The 14,339-nt window shown below is 67.6% G+C and carries 13 protein-coding genes; 5 read left to right on the forward strand and 8 right to left on the reverse strand.

Annotation, left to right across the window (positions count from 1 at the left end; all coding sequences use genetic code 11):
- Positions 1–2: 2 nt before the first annotated feature.
- The 5 genes from AC1Q6E_RS13270 to AC1Q6E_RS13290 all read left to right on the forward strand — a co-directional run bounded on the left by AC1Q6E_RS13270 (position 3) and on the right by AC1Q6E_RS13290 (position 5,166).
- Positions 3–1,481 carry a TAXI family TRAP transporter solute-binding subunit gene (locus tag AC1Q6E_RS13270; protein ID WP_492572907.1) on the forward strand — a complete coding sequence of 493 codons (1,479 nt, stop codon included), beginning with the start codon at positions 3–5 and terminating at the stop codon, positions 1,479–1,481.
- Between the two features lie 184 nt (positions 1,482–1,665).
- Positions 1,666–2,796: a cupin domain-containing protein gene (locus AC1Q6E_RS13275; protein WP_492572908.1), complete on the forward strand. Its 1,131-nt coding sequence runs from the start codon at positions 1,666–1,668 to the stop codon at positions 2,794–2,796.
- Between the two features lie 25 nt (positions 2,797–2,821).
- A complete protein-coding gene (locus AC1Q6E_RS13280) occupies positions 2,822–3,829 on the forward strand; it encodes a Bug family tripartite tricarboxylate transporter substrate binding protein (RefSeq protein ID WP_492572909.1) in 1,008 nt (335 codons plus the stop codon).
- Between the two features lie 72 nt (positions 3,830–3,901).
- Entirely contained in the window at positions 3,902–4,474 is a 573-nt protein-coding gene (locus AC1Q6E_RS13285; RefSeq protein WP_152793000.1) for an NAD(P)H-dependent oxidoreductase, read from the forward strand.
- Complete coding sequence (locus AC1Q6E_RS13290; protein ID WP_152792999.1) at positions 4,471–5,166, forward strand: GntR family transcriptional regulator; 696 nt, start codon at positions 4,471–4,473, stop codon at positions 5,164–5,166. Before AC1Q6E_RS13285 ends, AC1Q6E_RS13290 begins: the two co-directional genes overlap by 4 nt.
- On the opposite strand, the gene AC1Q6E_RS13295 is transcribed toward AC1Q6E_RS13290, so the two are convergent.
- The 8 genes from AC1Q6E_RS13295 to AC1Q6E_RS13330 form a co-directional block, all read right to left on the reverse strand.
- On the reverse strand, positions 5,163–6,875 hold the full coding sequence (locus tag AC1Q6E_RS13295; protein ID WP_152792998.1) for an isovaleryl-CoA dehydrogenase: 1,713 nt from the start codon (positions 6,873–6,875) through the stop codon (positions 5,163–5,165). The genes AC1Q6E_RS13290 and AC1Q6E_RS13295 overlap by 4 nt on opposite strands.
- A 70-nt stretch (positions 6,876–6,945) precedes the next feature.
- Entirely contained in the window at positions 6,946–7,911 is a 966-nt protein-coding gene (locus AC1Q6E_RS13300; RefSeq protein WP_296555165.1) for an AraC family transcriptional regulator, read from the reverse strand.
- A gap of 43 nt (positions 7,912–7,954) precedes the next feature.
- Positions 7,955–10,201 (reverse strand): xanthine dehydrogenase family protein molybdopterin-binding subunit, encoded by a 2,247-nt coding sequence (locus tag AC1Q6E_RS13305; RefSeq protein ID WP_492572910.1) that lies wholly within the window; start codon positions 10,199–10,201, stop codon positions 7,955–7,957.
- Between the two features lie 14 nt (positions 10,202–10,215).
- Positions 10,216–10,677, reverse strand: a complete 462-nt coding sequence (locus AC1Q6E_RS13310; RefSeq protein ID WP_152792996.1) for a (2Fe-2S)-binding protein — start codon at positions 10,675–10,677, stop codon at positions 10,216–10,218.
- Positions 10,678–10,874: 197 nt separating this feature from the next.
- Positions 10,875–11,204: an ArsR/SmtB family transcription factor gene (locus AC1Q6E_RS13315; protein ID WP_152792995.1), complete on the reverse strand. Its 330-nt coding sequence runs from the start codon at positions 11,202–11,204 to the stop codon at positions 10,875–10,877.
- Entirely contained in the window at positions 11,188–11,706 is a 519-nt protein-coding gene (locus AC1Q6E_RS13320; protein ID WP_152792994.1) for an SRPBCC family protein, read from the reverse strand. The genes AC1Q6E_RS13315 and AC1Q6E_RS13320 overlap by 17 nt, the downstream gene beginning before the upstream one ends.
- Before the next feature lie 97 nt (positions 11,707–11,803).
- Complete coding sequence (locus tag AC1Q6E_RS13325; RefSeq protein WP_152792993.1) at positions 11,804–13,345, reverse strand: acetolactate synthase large subunit; 1,542 nt, start codon at positions 13,343–13,345, stop codon at positions 11,804–11,806.
- A gap of 126 nt (positions 13,346–13,471) precedes the next feature.
- Positions 13,472–14,167 carry a Crp/Fnr family transcriptional regulator gene (locus AC1Q6E_RS13330; RefSeq protein ID WP_152792992.1) on the reverse strand — a complete coding sequence of 232 codons (696 nt, stop codon included), beginning with the start codon at positions 14,165–14,167 and terminating at the stop codon, positions 13,472–13,474.
- Between the last annotated feature and the right edge of the window lie 172 nt (positions 14,168–14,339).

The following is a 14,339-nucleotide window of genomic DNA, read 5'->3' on the forward strand; positions in this document are numbered from 1 at the left end:
ACATGATCCGACGACTGTTCCTCTTCGTCCTGGCCGCCGTGCTGCTGTCGGGCTGCAGCCGCGGGCCCGACCAGTCCCAGGTCCAGGCCGCCGTGGAGAACCGCCTGCAGGCGGTCTTCGCCAAGCCGGTGCTGGATGTGGAATCCCTCCGGCGCCTGGGCAGCGGCCCGCTGGCCGACGCGCCCGACGGCGCGGCCCGCCGCATCGTCTATTTCAACGGCCGCTTCCGCCTGGCCCGCGACTATGCCTTCAGCGACTGGCAGTCGCTCAACCCCGCCGCATTGGCCACGCTGCTGGGCGCGACCGAACGCGGCGTGGAGGGCATCGCGCGCGACGGCAACCATACCGGCGACATCCTGCAGATACGCGGCTCCGTCACCTTCCGAGAAGGCCCCGGAGGATGGCAGGCGGTGGATTTCGTCCCGCCCCCGCAGGCCACGGCCAGCCAGGCAGCCACCGGATCGCCCGCCCGGGCGACCATCGAGCGCATCCAGAATCTGTTCAACAACCTGCCCGCCAACAGCCAGCGCGCCCGCGCCATCATCACCGAGGAGCTGGCGGCGGCCGACCGGCAGATCGCGCGCCGCCTGGACCGGCTGCGCAGTGCCTTCGTGGTGGCGGGCGGACCGGAGGCCGGCGAGTACGACCTGGTCGCCCGGACCATCGCCGCGCGCCTGACTGCTCAGGGCTTCAGCGCCAGCAGTTCATCCACCCAGGGCAGCATCGAAAATCTCCAGTTGCTGCAGCGGGGCGCCGCCAACATCGCGCTGGCGCAAGGCGACATCGCCAGGCAGGCCTACCTGGGCCAGGGCGCCTTCGGCGGCACCGCCCACAACCCCGGCCTGCGCGCGATCGCGAGTCTCTATCCGGAAGCCTTCCACATCGCGGTGCTGGCCGACGGCCCGGTCCAGTCCATCGCGGACCTGCGCGGACGGCGGCTCGACGCCGGCCTGGCCGCCTCCGGCACCCGCGCCTCGACGCTGAAGATCATGGCCGCGCACGGGCTGGCGACCGGCAGCGTGGAACTGGTATCCAGCGCCAGCTTCGACGAAGCGGTGCAGGCCCTGGTCGACAAACGGGTGGACGCGATCGCCAGCGTCATCCACGCCCCGGCACGGCAACTACAGCGCCTGGCCGCCGACCATCGCGTGCGCATCCTGCCCCTGTCGCCGCCGGCGATCACGCAGCTCACGCGGGAGGACCCCGCGTTCGTGCGCCTCGTGCTGGCTCCCGGCACCTATCCGGGACAGGGCGCGCCCATCGCGACGGTAGGCGTCACCGCGCTGCTGGTCACGGGCAACGAAACGCCCGCGGACGAGATCCGCGGCGTGCTCCAGGCGGTGTTCGAACAGGCCGATTTCGTGGCGGCCGGCAGCCCGGCCGGCGGGCAGATCACGCGCGCGACCGCCCGCGAAGGCGTGACCATCCCCCTGCACGAAGCCTCGGAACGCTATTTCCAGGAAGCGACGGCACCGCGTTAGGAAGCGGTCCGTCCCGCCCGGCCTCTGGCGTAACGGCAGAACCGGGCGCTTCCTTCCCATCCACGACTCCCCGTGCCGTGGCATTCCATTATTGACACATGCTTTCATGCCTCCTAAAATTTCGCATGCAAGTTCGCATACAAAATTGAATGCGACGATGACAAGGTATGTCGAGGAGATAGAGATGACATCGGGAAATCAAGGATCCGCAACGAAAGATCCATCCCTGCTGAAATTGGGGGGCGCCCCGAGGCCGGATCTTCCCAGCCTGGCGAATGAAACCGCCACCGACGTCGAGCGGCTCTGCGCCGACCTCGAACGTGACGCGATGAAAGGCCTGTGGACCGTGCAAGGCCGCTCCGAGGCATTGAGCGACATAAGGCCTCACGTCTGGACCTGGAAGAAGATCCAGGCCTACCTGGATCGCGCGGGCTCAGCCATGTCGCTCGAGGACAGCCCGGTGCGTCGCGCCCTGATGCTGTGGAATCCTGGGGCGAAAGACCATTGGGACGCCACGAACACGCTAACGGCCGCCGTACAGATGATGCTGCCCGGCGAGCAGGTCATCACACATCGTCACATTCATTCGGCACTGCGGTTCATCACCCACGGGCGAGGGGCGACGACCACCGTCAATGGCGGGAAAATCACCTTGTCGGCCGGCGATCTCGTCCTGACTCCGAACTGGGCCTGGCACGACCACTCCAACGAATCCGATGAACCGATCATCTGGATGGACGGTGTCGACAGACCATTGGTAAAAATGCTCGACGCCGTGTACTTCGAGGTTTACCAGAACCACGGCTACCAGCCGGTCGTCAAGAACGAACACGAGGCCGGCTTCCAGACCGATCTCGATGGCCTGGATCTGTCACGGTATTCGCCCAAACTCGTCTACCGCTGGGAAGAAGCCGAGCGGGCTTTGGATCACCTCGAAGCACAAAACGACATATCACCCTACGACGACGTGCTGTTCAAGTATTCGAATCCGATCAATGGCGGACCGATCACACCGACCATGGGTGCGGACATACAAAGACTGCGGCCGGGTGTCCATACGCGGGCCCACCGCCATACCAACAGCGCCGTCTACCATGTCTATCGGGGGTCGGGCCACTCGATCATCGACGGCGAGCGCTTCGACTGGGAAGAAGGAGACTATTTCGTCCTGCCTTCCCGTGTCTGGCACGAACACGTCAACGACTCCAAGACCCATGCAGCCGTGCTTTTCTCCATCAACGACCGTCCGGCCTACGAATCGCTGGGCCTCTACCGCGAAGAAGCCCTGACCACCGGAAACGGTTTCCAGTCCTAGTTACAACGTCGATAGAGACCATGCCATGAACTACCAGACTGCACGGGGCACTTTTTGCAGAACGATGGCGGCGTTCGCCGTCGGCGTCCTGCCGGCGACTCTCGCCACCTCCTCATTCGCCCAGGGGAACAGCTACCCTGACCGCCCCATAAGGCTGATCGTTCCGTATGCCCCCGGGGGCCCGACGGACATCCTGGCCAGGATCATCGCGCGCGGAATGTCCCAAAACCTGGGGCAACCCATCGTCGTGGAAAACAAGGCCGGAGCCGCCGGCAACATCGCCTACCAGGGCGTGGCCGCGGCTCCGGCCGACGGCTACACCTTGGTCGTCGTCGATATCCCGTTCGTGACCAACGCTTTCCTGTACCAAAAACCCGGCTACGACGCTGTCCGTGATTTCGCCCCCGTCGGCATGATCGGATACGCCCCCGTGGCATTGGTCACCGGCACGCGCGGAGGCCCCGCCACCGTCAGTGGACTCATCGCGAAAGCCAAGACTGCCGATGGAAAACTGACGTATGGATCCGCCGGCGTCGGTTCCCCTCCGCATCTGTTCATGGAACTCTTCGCCCAACACGCCGGGGTCAGGCTGACCCACGTTCCCTACAAGGGGGCGTCAAACGCACTCGTCGACTTGGCCGCGGGAACCATCGATACGATGTTTGTCGGCGTCAGCGCCGCACGCCCGCTCATAGCCTCCGGCGCAATCCAACCTCTTGCGGTGACGGGAGCTCAGCGGATGCATGCGTTGCCGTCCGTATCGACGCTGGCGGAAACCGGTTTTCCCGAGGAGGGCTTGAGATTCGGCCCCTGGTGGGCGATTGCCGGTCCGGCCGGCCTGCCGGCGAACGCGATCGCGAAACTCAACGCCGCCGTGCGCGCGGCGGCATCGACACCGACCGCCATCGAAACCTTCCTGGAAATGGGCATCGTGCGCGATACCGGATCGCCCGAGCAACTGGCAACCTTCCTGGGCCAGGACCGGGAACGCTGGAAGCGGGTCATCCAGTCCGCGGGGATCAAGAATGAATGACCGGCGCGCCAGCACCCGGCAGATCGCCACTCTCGAGGTGTCCACGATACATGTTCTACACTCCAGGCCACGATGAATCACAAGCCGAAACTGAAGACTCTCATTGCAAGCACACGTCCTGGTCGCGTCGGACCACTCGTCGGTGCCTGGCTCCAGGCAATAGCCGAGGCTCAAGGCGACTTTTCCCACGAAGTGGTGGACATCGCCGACCTGGGCCTGCCCTTGTTCGACGAGCCTGAACACCCGCGCCTGCAACGATACGTCCACCCGCACACGAAGGCCTGGTCGAGAATCATCGACGACGCGGATGCGCTCGTGTTCGTCACCCCGGAATACAACCACGCTCCCCCTCCGTCCTTGGTCAACGCATTGACCTACCTGTCGAAGGAATGGGGGGACAAGGCTGCGGGCATCGTCAGCTACGGCGGCATTTCCGGAGGACTGAGGGCAGCCCAGGCCCTGAAGCTCATGCTGTGCGCCTTGCGCATGCATATCGCCAACGATGCCGTCAGCATTTCCATGGTAGGCGAGAAGATCGACGATCATGGCAGGCTCGCCCCTGGACCCGCCTCCCATGATGCCGCGCGCCGCATGCTGGCCGAAGTTGGCAGGCTGGCCGTGCGGACAATGCGGGAACGGTCATGACCAACGTATCGAGGCAAGGCGTGGACCCGATCGATTTCGGCTCCCCCCCTGCCGAGGATCGTCCTCAGATCCAGTCCGTATCAGTCTATGAAAAATTGCGCCTGGCCATCGTCAGCGGCGAGCTGCGGCCGAATGAACCGTTGATCGAAGACTCCCTGTCGCAACGCTATGGCATCAGCAGGACACCGCTGCGCGAAGCGATCCAACGCCTGGCCGCGGACGGCCTCTTGACAGGCAGAAAGCGCGGCTGGGCCGTCCGCGAGTTCACGGCGGACGAAATCCGCGAGAACTATGAAGCCAGGGCAGGACTGGAGGGCCTTGCGTGCAGGTTCGCGGCGGAGCGGGGAACCGAAGAAGAACATCGGCGCATCGCCACACTGCATGAGCAACGCAGCATCATGGCTCCTCAGGAACCGGGACTCAGGATACGCACGAACCGGGAGTTCCACGACTCGATCCTCGATGCCGCGCACAACAACCGGCTGCGTCACCTGATCTTTCTTACCGGGAATTTCTATCTAACCCGGCGCGTCGCCACGACGACCAGCGACGATCAGTACCGGCGGGCGCAATCGGAACATGGCGTCATCGTACAAGCCATTCTCAAGCGGGATGGCCGTGCCGCCAACGAAGCCATGATGGTACACATCATGAATGCCTTCGAAACGTGGAAACGCTTCAACGCGGACTAGCCGTCCGCCCCATCGCCTTGTGACGCTCCAGGCAAGGAGCCCGTCCCACTTCCTGGCGGCCACGCCCGCGCCAGCAGTTCGGCGCATACGGCGTCGCCATGGCCGGTGTCGCTGTCCCCATACAGCCAGCCGGCCTGCGCCAGCCGGGCCGCCACGAAGGCCTCCCCTACGAGGCCGCCCGGCTGCGCCATCAGCAGCGCCGCCTGCATCAACCCCGCCAGCAGGCCGGCGATGCGGCGCGCCTTGAATTCGGCCTCGCCGCCGCCCGCGCACAAGTCCATCCAGGTCTGCCAGGCCGAACGGAACTCCGCGCTGCCGCCGCCGCATTCGCGCAAATGCTCGGCCAGCGCCTCGAACGCCTGGGGATCACGCCGGATGGCGCGCAGCACGTCCAGGCACATGATGTTGCCCGACCCTTCCCAGATCGCGTTGACGGGCACCTCGCGATAGAGCCTGGGCATGGGACCGTCCTCGACATAGCCGTTGCCGCCGCAGGCCTCCATGCACTCGGCGACGGCCGACACGGCCCGCTTGCAGACCCAGTATTTGGCCGCCGGCGTGACGATGCGCCGTATGGCCCGCTCCAGCGGCGCCTCGGATTCGAACGCGCGCGCCAGCCGCAGGCCCAGGGCGGTCGCGGCTTCGCTTTCCAGGGCGAGATCGGCCAGGACGTGGCGCATCAGCGGCTGTTCACGCAACGGCCGGCCGAACGCCTGGCGCCGCGAGCAGAAATGCAGTGCCTGGACGGCCGCCTGCCGCAGCAGCGCGGCGCTGCCCAGCACGCAGTCCAGGCGCGTATAGGTGGCCATCTCCACGATGGTGGCGACACCCCGCCCCGGCTCGCCCAGCATCGCGCCCCAGGCACCGTGGAATTCGACCTCGGCGCTGGCGTTGCTGCGATTGCCCAGCTTGTCCTTCAACCGCTGGATGCGGACGCCGTTGCGGCGGCCGTCCGGTCCGTAGCGTGGCACGAAGAAACACGACAGCCCTTCATCGGCCTGCGCCAGCACCAGGTGGGCATCCGACTGGGGAACCGAATAGAACCACTTGTGGCCGTCGAGCAGATAGCCCCGCCCTCGACCGGGGGTGCCGCACGGCGCCGCCCGGGTCGTGTTGGCCCGCACGTCCGATCCGCCCTGCTTCTCGGTCATGCCCATGCCGATCAGCAGGCCGCGCTTGGCGGCAGCCGGTGCGTCGGATGGATCGTAGACACGCCCGTAGAGACGCGGTAGCCAGTCGCGGGCGAAATCGATCTCGCCGGCCGGCTCGCTCGCGAGCACGGGAATCGCGCCGAAGGTCATGGTGGTCGGGCAGAGCGTGCCGGCCTCGACCTGGCCCTGCATGAGGTAGCCCGCCGCGCGCTCGACCATGGCGCCGGGCCGGGGCGATGCCCACGGCGCGGCGTGCAGCCCGCGCGCGACGATGCCTTCCATCAGCAGGTGCCAGGCGGGATGGAAGCGGACCTCGTCGATGCGGCGCCCGACCGGATCGAGCGGCACGAACCGCGGCGGGTGCTCATTGGCATCACGGCCCGCGTCCATGGCTTCGCGGCTGCCCAGCCAGCGCCCCTGCTCGCGCAGGGATGCCTCGGCATGGCCGGCCCCTTCGCGCCGGACCGCTTCCCGCAGCGCCGGATCGGTGTCGTACAGGCAGTAGCCGGCGCACGGCTCCACCACATTGAACGCGTCGTCCCGGTCGCTGTCCGTCATGATCGCTCCCCCGCCTGCGCGGCGGCATCGTGGCCATGCCTGCAAGTGTAGCGCCGGCCGCCAGGCGGGATCAGACCGCCGCGGTTTGCGCCGGGTCCCCGTCGCGCAGCCGTGCCACGTCGCGCGAGGGCGGCGAGCCGAACAAACGGCTGTACTCGCGGCTGAACTGCGACGCGCTTTCATAACCGACGCGGCGCGCCGCGCTGCCGGCATCCAGCAGTCCGGACAACATCAGCATCCGCGCCTCGCGCAGCCGCAGTTGCTTCTGGAACTGCAGCGGGCTCATGGCGGTCACGGCCTTGAAATGATGATGCAGCGAGGACGGACTCATGTTGACCACCTGGGCGAGCGCCTCGATGCGCAGCGGCGCGGTGTAGTGCTCCTTGATCCACGCGATGGCGCGGGCGATCTGGCTGGAAGCCCCGGCCGACAGGGCCGCCTGGCGCAGCCGCCGCCCGAGTTCGCCGGTCAGCACCCGGTACAGGATCTCGCGCTCGGCCAGTTGCCCAAGGACCGGCAGGTGCTCGGGCGTATCCAGCAGACGCACCAGCCGCAGCATGGGCTCGATCAGGTCGAGCGGGGTCGTGCCCACGGCCAGGCCCCGCATGACGGGCGTCTCGGGCGCCGGCGGCAGGCCGTGCTCGCCCACCAGTTCGCCCAGGCGCTGCGGGTCGATGTCCAGCGCCACGCACAGATAGGGCTCGACCGGCGACGCGCAGGTGATGCGGGCCTGCACCGGCAGGTCGAACGAGGACAGCAGGAAATGGCGCTCGTCGTACTCGTAGACGGACTCGCCCAGTTCGACGCGCTTGGCGCCCTGCGCGGCGATGGTGAGCGAAGGCCGGTAAAGCCCGCAGTTGGACCCCGACGGCCCCGAGAACCGCACGAACGACAACCCCGGGTAGGCGCTGGGATGCGCGCCGTCGGCAGGCGCATGGCGTGCGATGCAACCGGCCAGGGCGCGCCGCGCGGCCGCCAGCCGGCCGGCGGCCTCGTCCCGTGGGACGGCATCGGCGGGAACAGCCGGCTGGGACATGGTCATCGCGGAGAACGGATGCGGAGCGACGATATTGCCATGCTCAGACCGCCTTGCGCAAAGGCGTGCGGATCGGCAGGGTCCGCACGCGCTCGCCGGTCGCGGCGAAGATCGCGTTGGCCAGGGCCGGCGCCAGCGGCGGCACGCCGGGCTCGCCCACCCCGGTGGGCGCATCCTGGGACGGCACGATGTGCACGTCGACACGCGGCATCTCGTTGATGCGCAGCAGCGGATAGTCGTGGAAGTTGCTCTGGACGACGGCCCCCTTGTCGAGGGTAATGGCGCCATGCAGCGCCGTCGACAGTGCAAAACCGATGCCCCCTTCCATCTGCGCCTTGACCACATCCGGATTGATCGCCAGCCCGCAGGCCACGGCGCAGACCACGCGGTCCACCTTCAGTTCGCCGTCGGCGTCCACGGTCACCTCGACCACCTGGGCGACCACGCTGTTGAAGGACTCGTGGACCGCCACGCCCCGGCCCCGGCGCGCGCCGCTCTTGCCCGCCGCCAGCGGACGGTCCCATTGCGCCGCCCGCGCCGCCGTATCCAGCGCGGCCAGATGGCGCGGATGGCCCTTGAGCAGCTCGCGCCGCAGCGCGACCGGATCCCGGCGCGCGGCCCGCGCCGCCTCGTCGACCAGCGTCTCGGCCGTGAACGCGGTATGCGTATGTCCGACCGACCGGTACCATTGCACGGGCACCCGCACATCGTCGGGCGTGTGCAATTCCACGCTCAGGTTGGGAATGCCGTAGGGCAGATCGGACAGGCCTTCGACCGACGTGGCGTCGATGCCGTTCTTGATCATGAACTCCTCGAACACGGAGCCCTTGATCAGCGACTGCCCGACAATGCGCACCTGCCAGGCCTGCAGCCTGCCCCGCCCGTCCAGCGCGAGCCGGGCACGATGCAGGTACGCCGGCCGGTAATAGCCGCCGCGCATATCGTCCTCGCGCGTCCACACCATCTTGACCGGCACGTCGAACCCCGCCTTGCGCGCGCCCTGCGCGATGGCGACGGCCTCGACCACGTAGTCTGCGTGCGGGCTGGCGCGCCGGCCGAAGCTGCCGCCGGCATACAGCTGGTTGATCGTGACGCGCTCGGGAGCAATACCCAGATAGTCGGCCACGGCCTTCTGGTCCATGGTCTGGAACTGCTCGCCGTTCCAGATCTCGCACCGGCCGTCGCCCAGTTGCACGACGCAGTTCAGCGGCTCCATGCTGGCATGGGCCAGGAACGGAAACTCGTAGTCCGCTTCGATCACCTGGGCGGCCTTCGAAAACGCGGCCTCGACGTTGCCGCGGACGGCGGCGGGCAGCCCGGGCCGCGCGGCTGCCTGACGATACCGGGCCAGGATTTCGTCGCTGCCCTCGGCATAGGCGCGGCTTTCGTCCCATTGCACCTTCAGGGCATCGCGGCCGGTGCGCGCGGCCCAGGTATTGCGCGCCAGCACGGCAACGCCGGCCGAGCGGTGCGCCGCCCCCTCGAAGGGAATGGCCGCCACCACGCCGGGAACGGCCAGTGCCGCGCTGGCGTCGTAACCAGCCACGGTGGCGCCGAAGCGCGGGGCATGAGCCGCGATGGCGACCAGCATGCCGGGCAGTTGGACGTCCTGGGTGAACCGGGCACGGCCGTGCACCTTGTCGGCCGAGTCCGCGCGCCGCAGCGACGGCTTGCCGATCAGGGCGAACTCCTTGGGCGACTTGAGCCTGACCTTGGCGGGCACGGGCTGCGCCGCCGCGGCCCCGGCCAATTCGCCGAAGCCGGCCTGGCGGCCCGACGCGGCATGGCGGACCACGCCCGCGCGTACGGTAATCGTGGCCGGATCGACCTTCCAGGCCCGCGCCGCCGCCCCGACCAGCATGGCGCGCGCGGCGGCGCCCGCCTCGCGCATCTGCTTGAAGGAGTTGGCCATGGCCGTACTGCCGCCGGTGCCCTGTATGCCCATGGCCAGGTTCTTGTAGCGCGCGGTATCGGCGGGCGCGCCTTCGACGCGCACCTGCGCCCAGTCGGCGTCGAGCTCATCGGCCACCAGGGTCGCCAGGCCCGTATAGGCGCCCTGCCCCATTTCCACGTGCTTGGCATACACCGTGACGCGGCCCTGGGCATCGACGGAAAGAAAAGCATTGGGCGCGAAGGCATCCGCCTCGTCCGCCTGCGGCGCCGCGGCCAGGACGCCGGGCAGTTGCCAGCCCAGTACCAGCACGCCCGCGCCTTGCACGAACCTGCGGCGGCTGACATTGGCCAGGGAGGCTTGCGCGCGGTCGGCCGGATTGTCGAGGGTGAAGATCATGATGCCCTCCCTTTTCAAGCCAGCGCCTGGGCGGCGCGATGGATCGCGGCCCGGATGCGGACATAGGTCGCGCAGCGGCAGGCGTTGCCGCTCATCGCCTCGTCGATGTCGTCATCCGTGGGGCGCGGGTTCGCGCGCAGCAGCGCGGCGGCCGACATGATCTGGCCGGACTGGCAGTATCCGCACTGCACGACGTCCAGTTCCTCCCACGCGGCCTGCACCGCCCGGCCCGCGGCGTCCCGGCCGACGCCTTCGATGGTCGTGACCGGCTTGCCTTCGACCGTGGAAACCGGGGTCACGCAGGCACGCACCGGCGCGCCGTCGACATGTACCGTACAGGCGCCGCACAGCGCCATCCCGCAGCCGTACTTCGTGCCGGTCAGGTTTGCCAGATCGCGCAGCGCCCACAGCAGCGGCATCTCGCCGGGCGCGTCGAGCGCAGTCTGTTTGCCGTTGATCTCGAGCTGAATCGCCATTGCCACGTCCCCTGCGGAAAAGATGCCGGACCCATGTCCGGCCCGTGACAGAGGTTACGTACCGCAGCGGCCTGGGGACAATACCGATTCCTGCCTGTGTTTTGCCTGATCCTGCAAGACACGGGGAACCAGGTGGCGTCACATGGGGCTGGGCCGCCATGACACCGCAGGCGGTCGGCAATCCAGCCGAAGCCGGCTCACGGCGCCTCGACGAGCTTCCTCAAGCGGCCGATGGCGCGGTCCCAGCCGGCCGAGATCGCGTCCAGGAACGCCCGCGCCTCGTCCACGCGCCGGGGATCCAGGGTGTACAGCACTTCCCGGCCATGGCGCTGGCGCAGGAGCAGGTCGGCCGCTTCCAGTACCTGGAGGTGCTTGGCGACCGCCTGCCGCGAAATATCCCGGCCCTCGGCCAACGCAGTGGCCGACAGGGCGCCCGCGGCCAGCAGATGGCCGACCAGGGCCAAGCGGGTTGCGTCGCCCAGCGCGGCAAAGACCCGCGCCAGGTCCTGCTCACGCCCCGTCGACATGGCGCCGGAGGTTTTCGGCCTGGGCCTGCCAGCCGCCGTCGTTCATCATGAAGGCGCGTTCGCGCCGGTGCGCCGGCACGTGCTCGAACCCCGACTCGGCAATGGTCAGCCTCGTGCCCTCGGAAACGGTCTGCAGGCGGAATTCGACCAGGGTGGTGGGCTCCCGCTCGGGATCGCATGCCGCGTCGATGCCGAACGGCACCCAGCGGAAACTGAAGACGCTGGGCGGCTCCATGCGTTCCACGGTGCAGAACACCGCATGCGGAAGCGGCGGCCGTATCGCCGCCGGCCGCAGGCCCAGCGACGCCTGGTAGCGCGCGATCTCGTCCTGGTCGAACCCTCCCTCGAAACTGCCCGTGATGGAGCGGCCGGGGGCAAAGGGCTGGTCCAGCCTGACGCCGAACCATTGCGCGAACTCCTCGATGTCGGTCAAGGCGCGCCAGACGCGCTCGACCGGCGCACGCAACACGACCTGCTTCTCGATACGGTCGAGCGGGTTCATGGCAGGCTCCTTCTGCAACCATTTGGTTGCAAGATACAGTGTCCCGCCGAACCGTGCAATGCCTGCGTTGCACACTATTACGGAGTCCCTGCCCGGGTCACACCATCAGCTCGATCAGAAACGGGGCATTCCGGCCGAAGCTGCTTGTCATGAGATCCGCGCACTGCTCCAGCGTAGTCGCCCTCGCAGCCTCGACCCCCATTCCGTTGGCAAGCTGGACCCAACCCAGGAACGGGTTGCCCAGATCCAGCATGCTCATGGCGGTGTCGCCCGGAACGGCTCCCACGCTCGCGTATTCGCCGATGAGAATGTTGTACTTGCTGTTGTTGAGGATGACCGTGGTGACCGGCAATTGCTCGCGCGCCTGCGTCCATAGCGACTGAAGCGAATACATGGCCGAACCGTCCGCCTGCAGATTGATCACCCGGCGCTGCCTGCCCGCCCCCAGCGCGGCGCCGGTGGCCACGGGCATTCCATCGCCGATGGCACCGCCCGCCAGATGCAGCCAGTCGTGCGCGGGCGCGGCGTGGGTGAATGGGTAGAAGCCCCGGCCGTAGGAAATGCTCTCGTCGGAGACGATGGCATGCTCGGGCATCACGGCCGCGAGTGTCCGGGCCAGGCCTTCGGGCGTGGGGGCGCCGCTCCCCGGGCCCGGACGGGGCCCCGGGTCCGGCACGGCCGCCGCCGGAGCGTCGAGCGCCTTCACCAACCCTCGGAGCGCCTCGACGGGATCCTGGTCCGGCCGGGACAAGACATGGAACCGGGCGTCGGGATGGTGCTGGATCGACGGCTGGCCGGGATAGCCGAAGAACCCTACCGGCGGCTCGGCGTTCACCAGGATGATATGCCTGAACCGATCCAGCGCCTCGATGGCCTGGTTCATGCCGTAAGGCACCCGTTCGAGTTGCATTCGGCCACGGCCCCGCGCCAGATGCGCATTCACATAGCTGGCCATCACGGTCGCGCCCGTCGCGCAGGCGACTCGCCAGGCGAGCTGTTGCGCGTCGGCAAGCACGCCATGCCCCGCCAGCAGGATGAGCACGTCCCGGTTGTCCCGCAGCATGCGCGCCGCGCCCTCGATGGCAACCCCGTCTATCGCATGGGGCGACGGCGGATCCACCGGAACGCCGACCACGCCGCCCTCTTGCCAGGACACGTCGGCAGGCAGGATCAGGGTCGCGATCTGTCCGGGAAAGGTGCGCGCCGCGCGCACCGCATCCACCGCGTCACGCCCGAGATCGGCGGTCCGGGCGCTGGTGCGCACCCAGGCGGAAACGGTCCGCGCCATTCCCGCCGTATCGGCGGTCAGCGGCGCGTCGTAGGGGCGATGGTAGGTCGCCTGGTCGCCCACGATGTTGACGATGCCGCTGCGCGCGCGGCGGGCGTTGTGCAGGTTGCCCATGCCGTTGGCCAGGCCGGGACCGCAATGCAACAGCGTACAGGCAGGCTTGCGGGCCAGGCGGAAATAGCCATCCGCCATGCCCGTGACGATGTTCTCCTGCAGGCCGAGCACGCATTTCATCCCGGGACTCTGGTCCAGCGCGGCAACGAAATGCATCTCGCTCGTGCCCGGGTTCGCGAAGCAGGTATCCACGCCGGCGGCCAACAAGGTTTCCACCAGGCTCTTCGCACCGTTCATCCGCAAGTCTCCTATTCAAGGCGCCCATGTTGGCATCGAGCGCGCGAGGAAGCGATGGACGATACGGAACAAAAGTCTCCTTTGTTGCACCTGCGTCCGTTTCCGGCCGCACGGCGGCCCCCTCCCCTACTGCGGCACCGGCTCCCCGGCCATTTTTTCCAGCTTTGCCCAGTCCACGATGGAGATCTTTCCATACCGGATCTCGACGATGCCTTCTTCCGCCATCGCGCGCAGCACTCGATTGACCACTTGCCTTCGCGTTCCCAGCATCGTGGCGATTTCGACCTGCGACAGGCTGACATCGGCGGATTCCGGGCCACGCCGGGATCTGGCATGGATGGCCCGCAGCAATTGCGCGATCCGGGCATTCGTCGGGTGGGTCGCCGCGCTTTCGAAGTGATCGAGCGCGCGCCGGTGCCGCTGGCCAAGCCCGGCAAACAGCGTGAACGACAGCTTGCCATCCTCGGACAGGATTTCTCGCAGCAAAGGGGCCGGAATCCTGACCAGGATGCTCTTCTGCTTGCACATCGCCGTGTAGAAATACGGAACCTGGGTCAGGACGGGCCCCAGGCCATGGTAGTCCCCGGGCAGATGCAACCCCGCCGTGAAGCTCCTGCCCGATGGCGTCCCGCGGACGAGACGCAGCGACCCCGTTGCCAGGATGTAGAGGAAGTCGGCGGTGTCCCCTGTCCGGATCAGGCAGGTATCCGCCTCGACCGTGCACAAGTCCGCCGCCGCGACGAGGCGGGAGACCGTCTCCGCGGGCCATGTCGAGAAAAGCTCCGACTGGGAGATCACCAGCCTGACCAACGTATTTTCCATAACCTCGGAGTTCCTGGTACCGACCTAAGACGGAAGAAAAGGCCCGCTCCTTCCGGATACATAGCAACAAACACGACAATCGCTTTGCTTTCACCGTTGTCCGGGGGACGTCGGCTTGCCTAAACTTGCCGCCGGCCTGCTCTTGCCCAGAGGCAATGCTATCAAGGACCCG

The organism is Pigmentiphaga sp. MLSB6-MA01 (assembly GCF_058793475.1).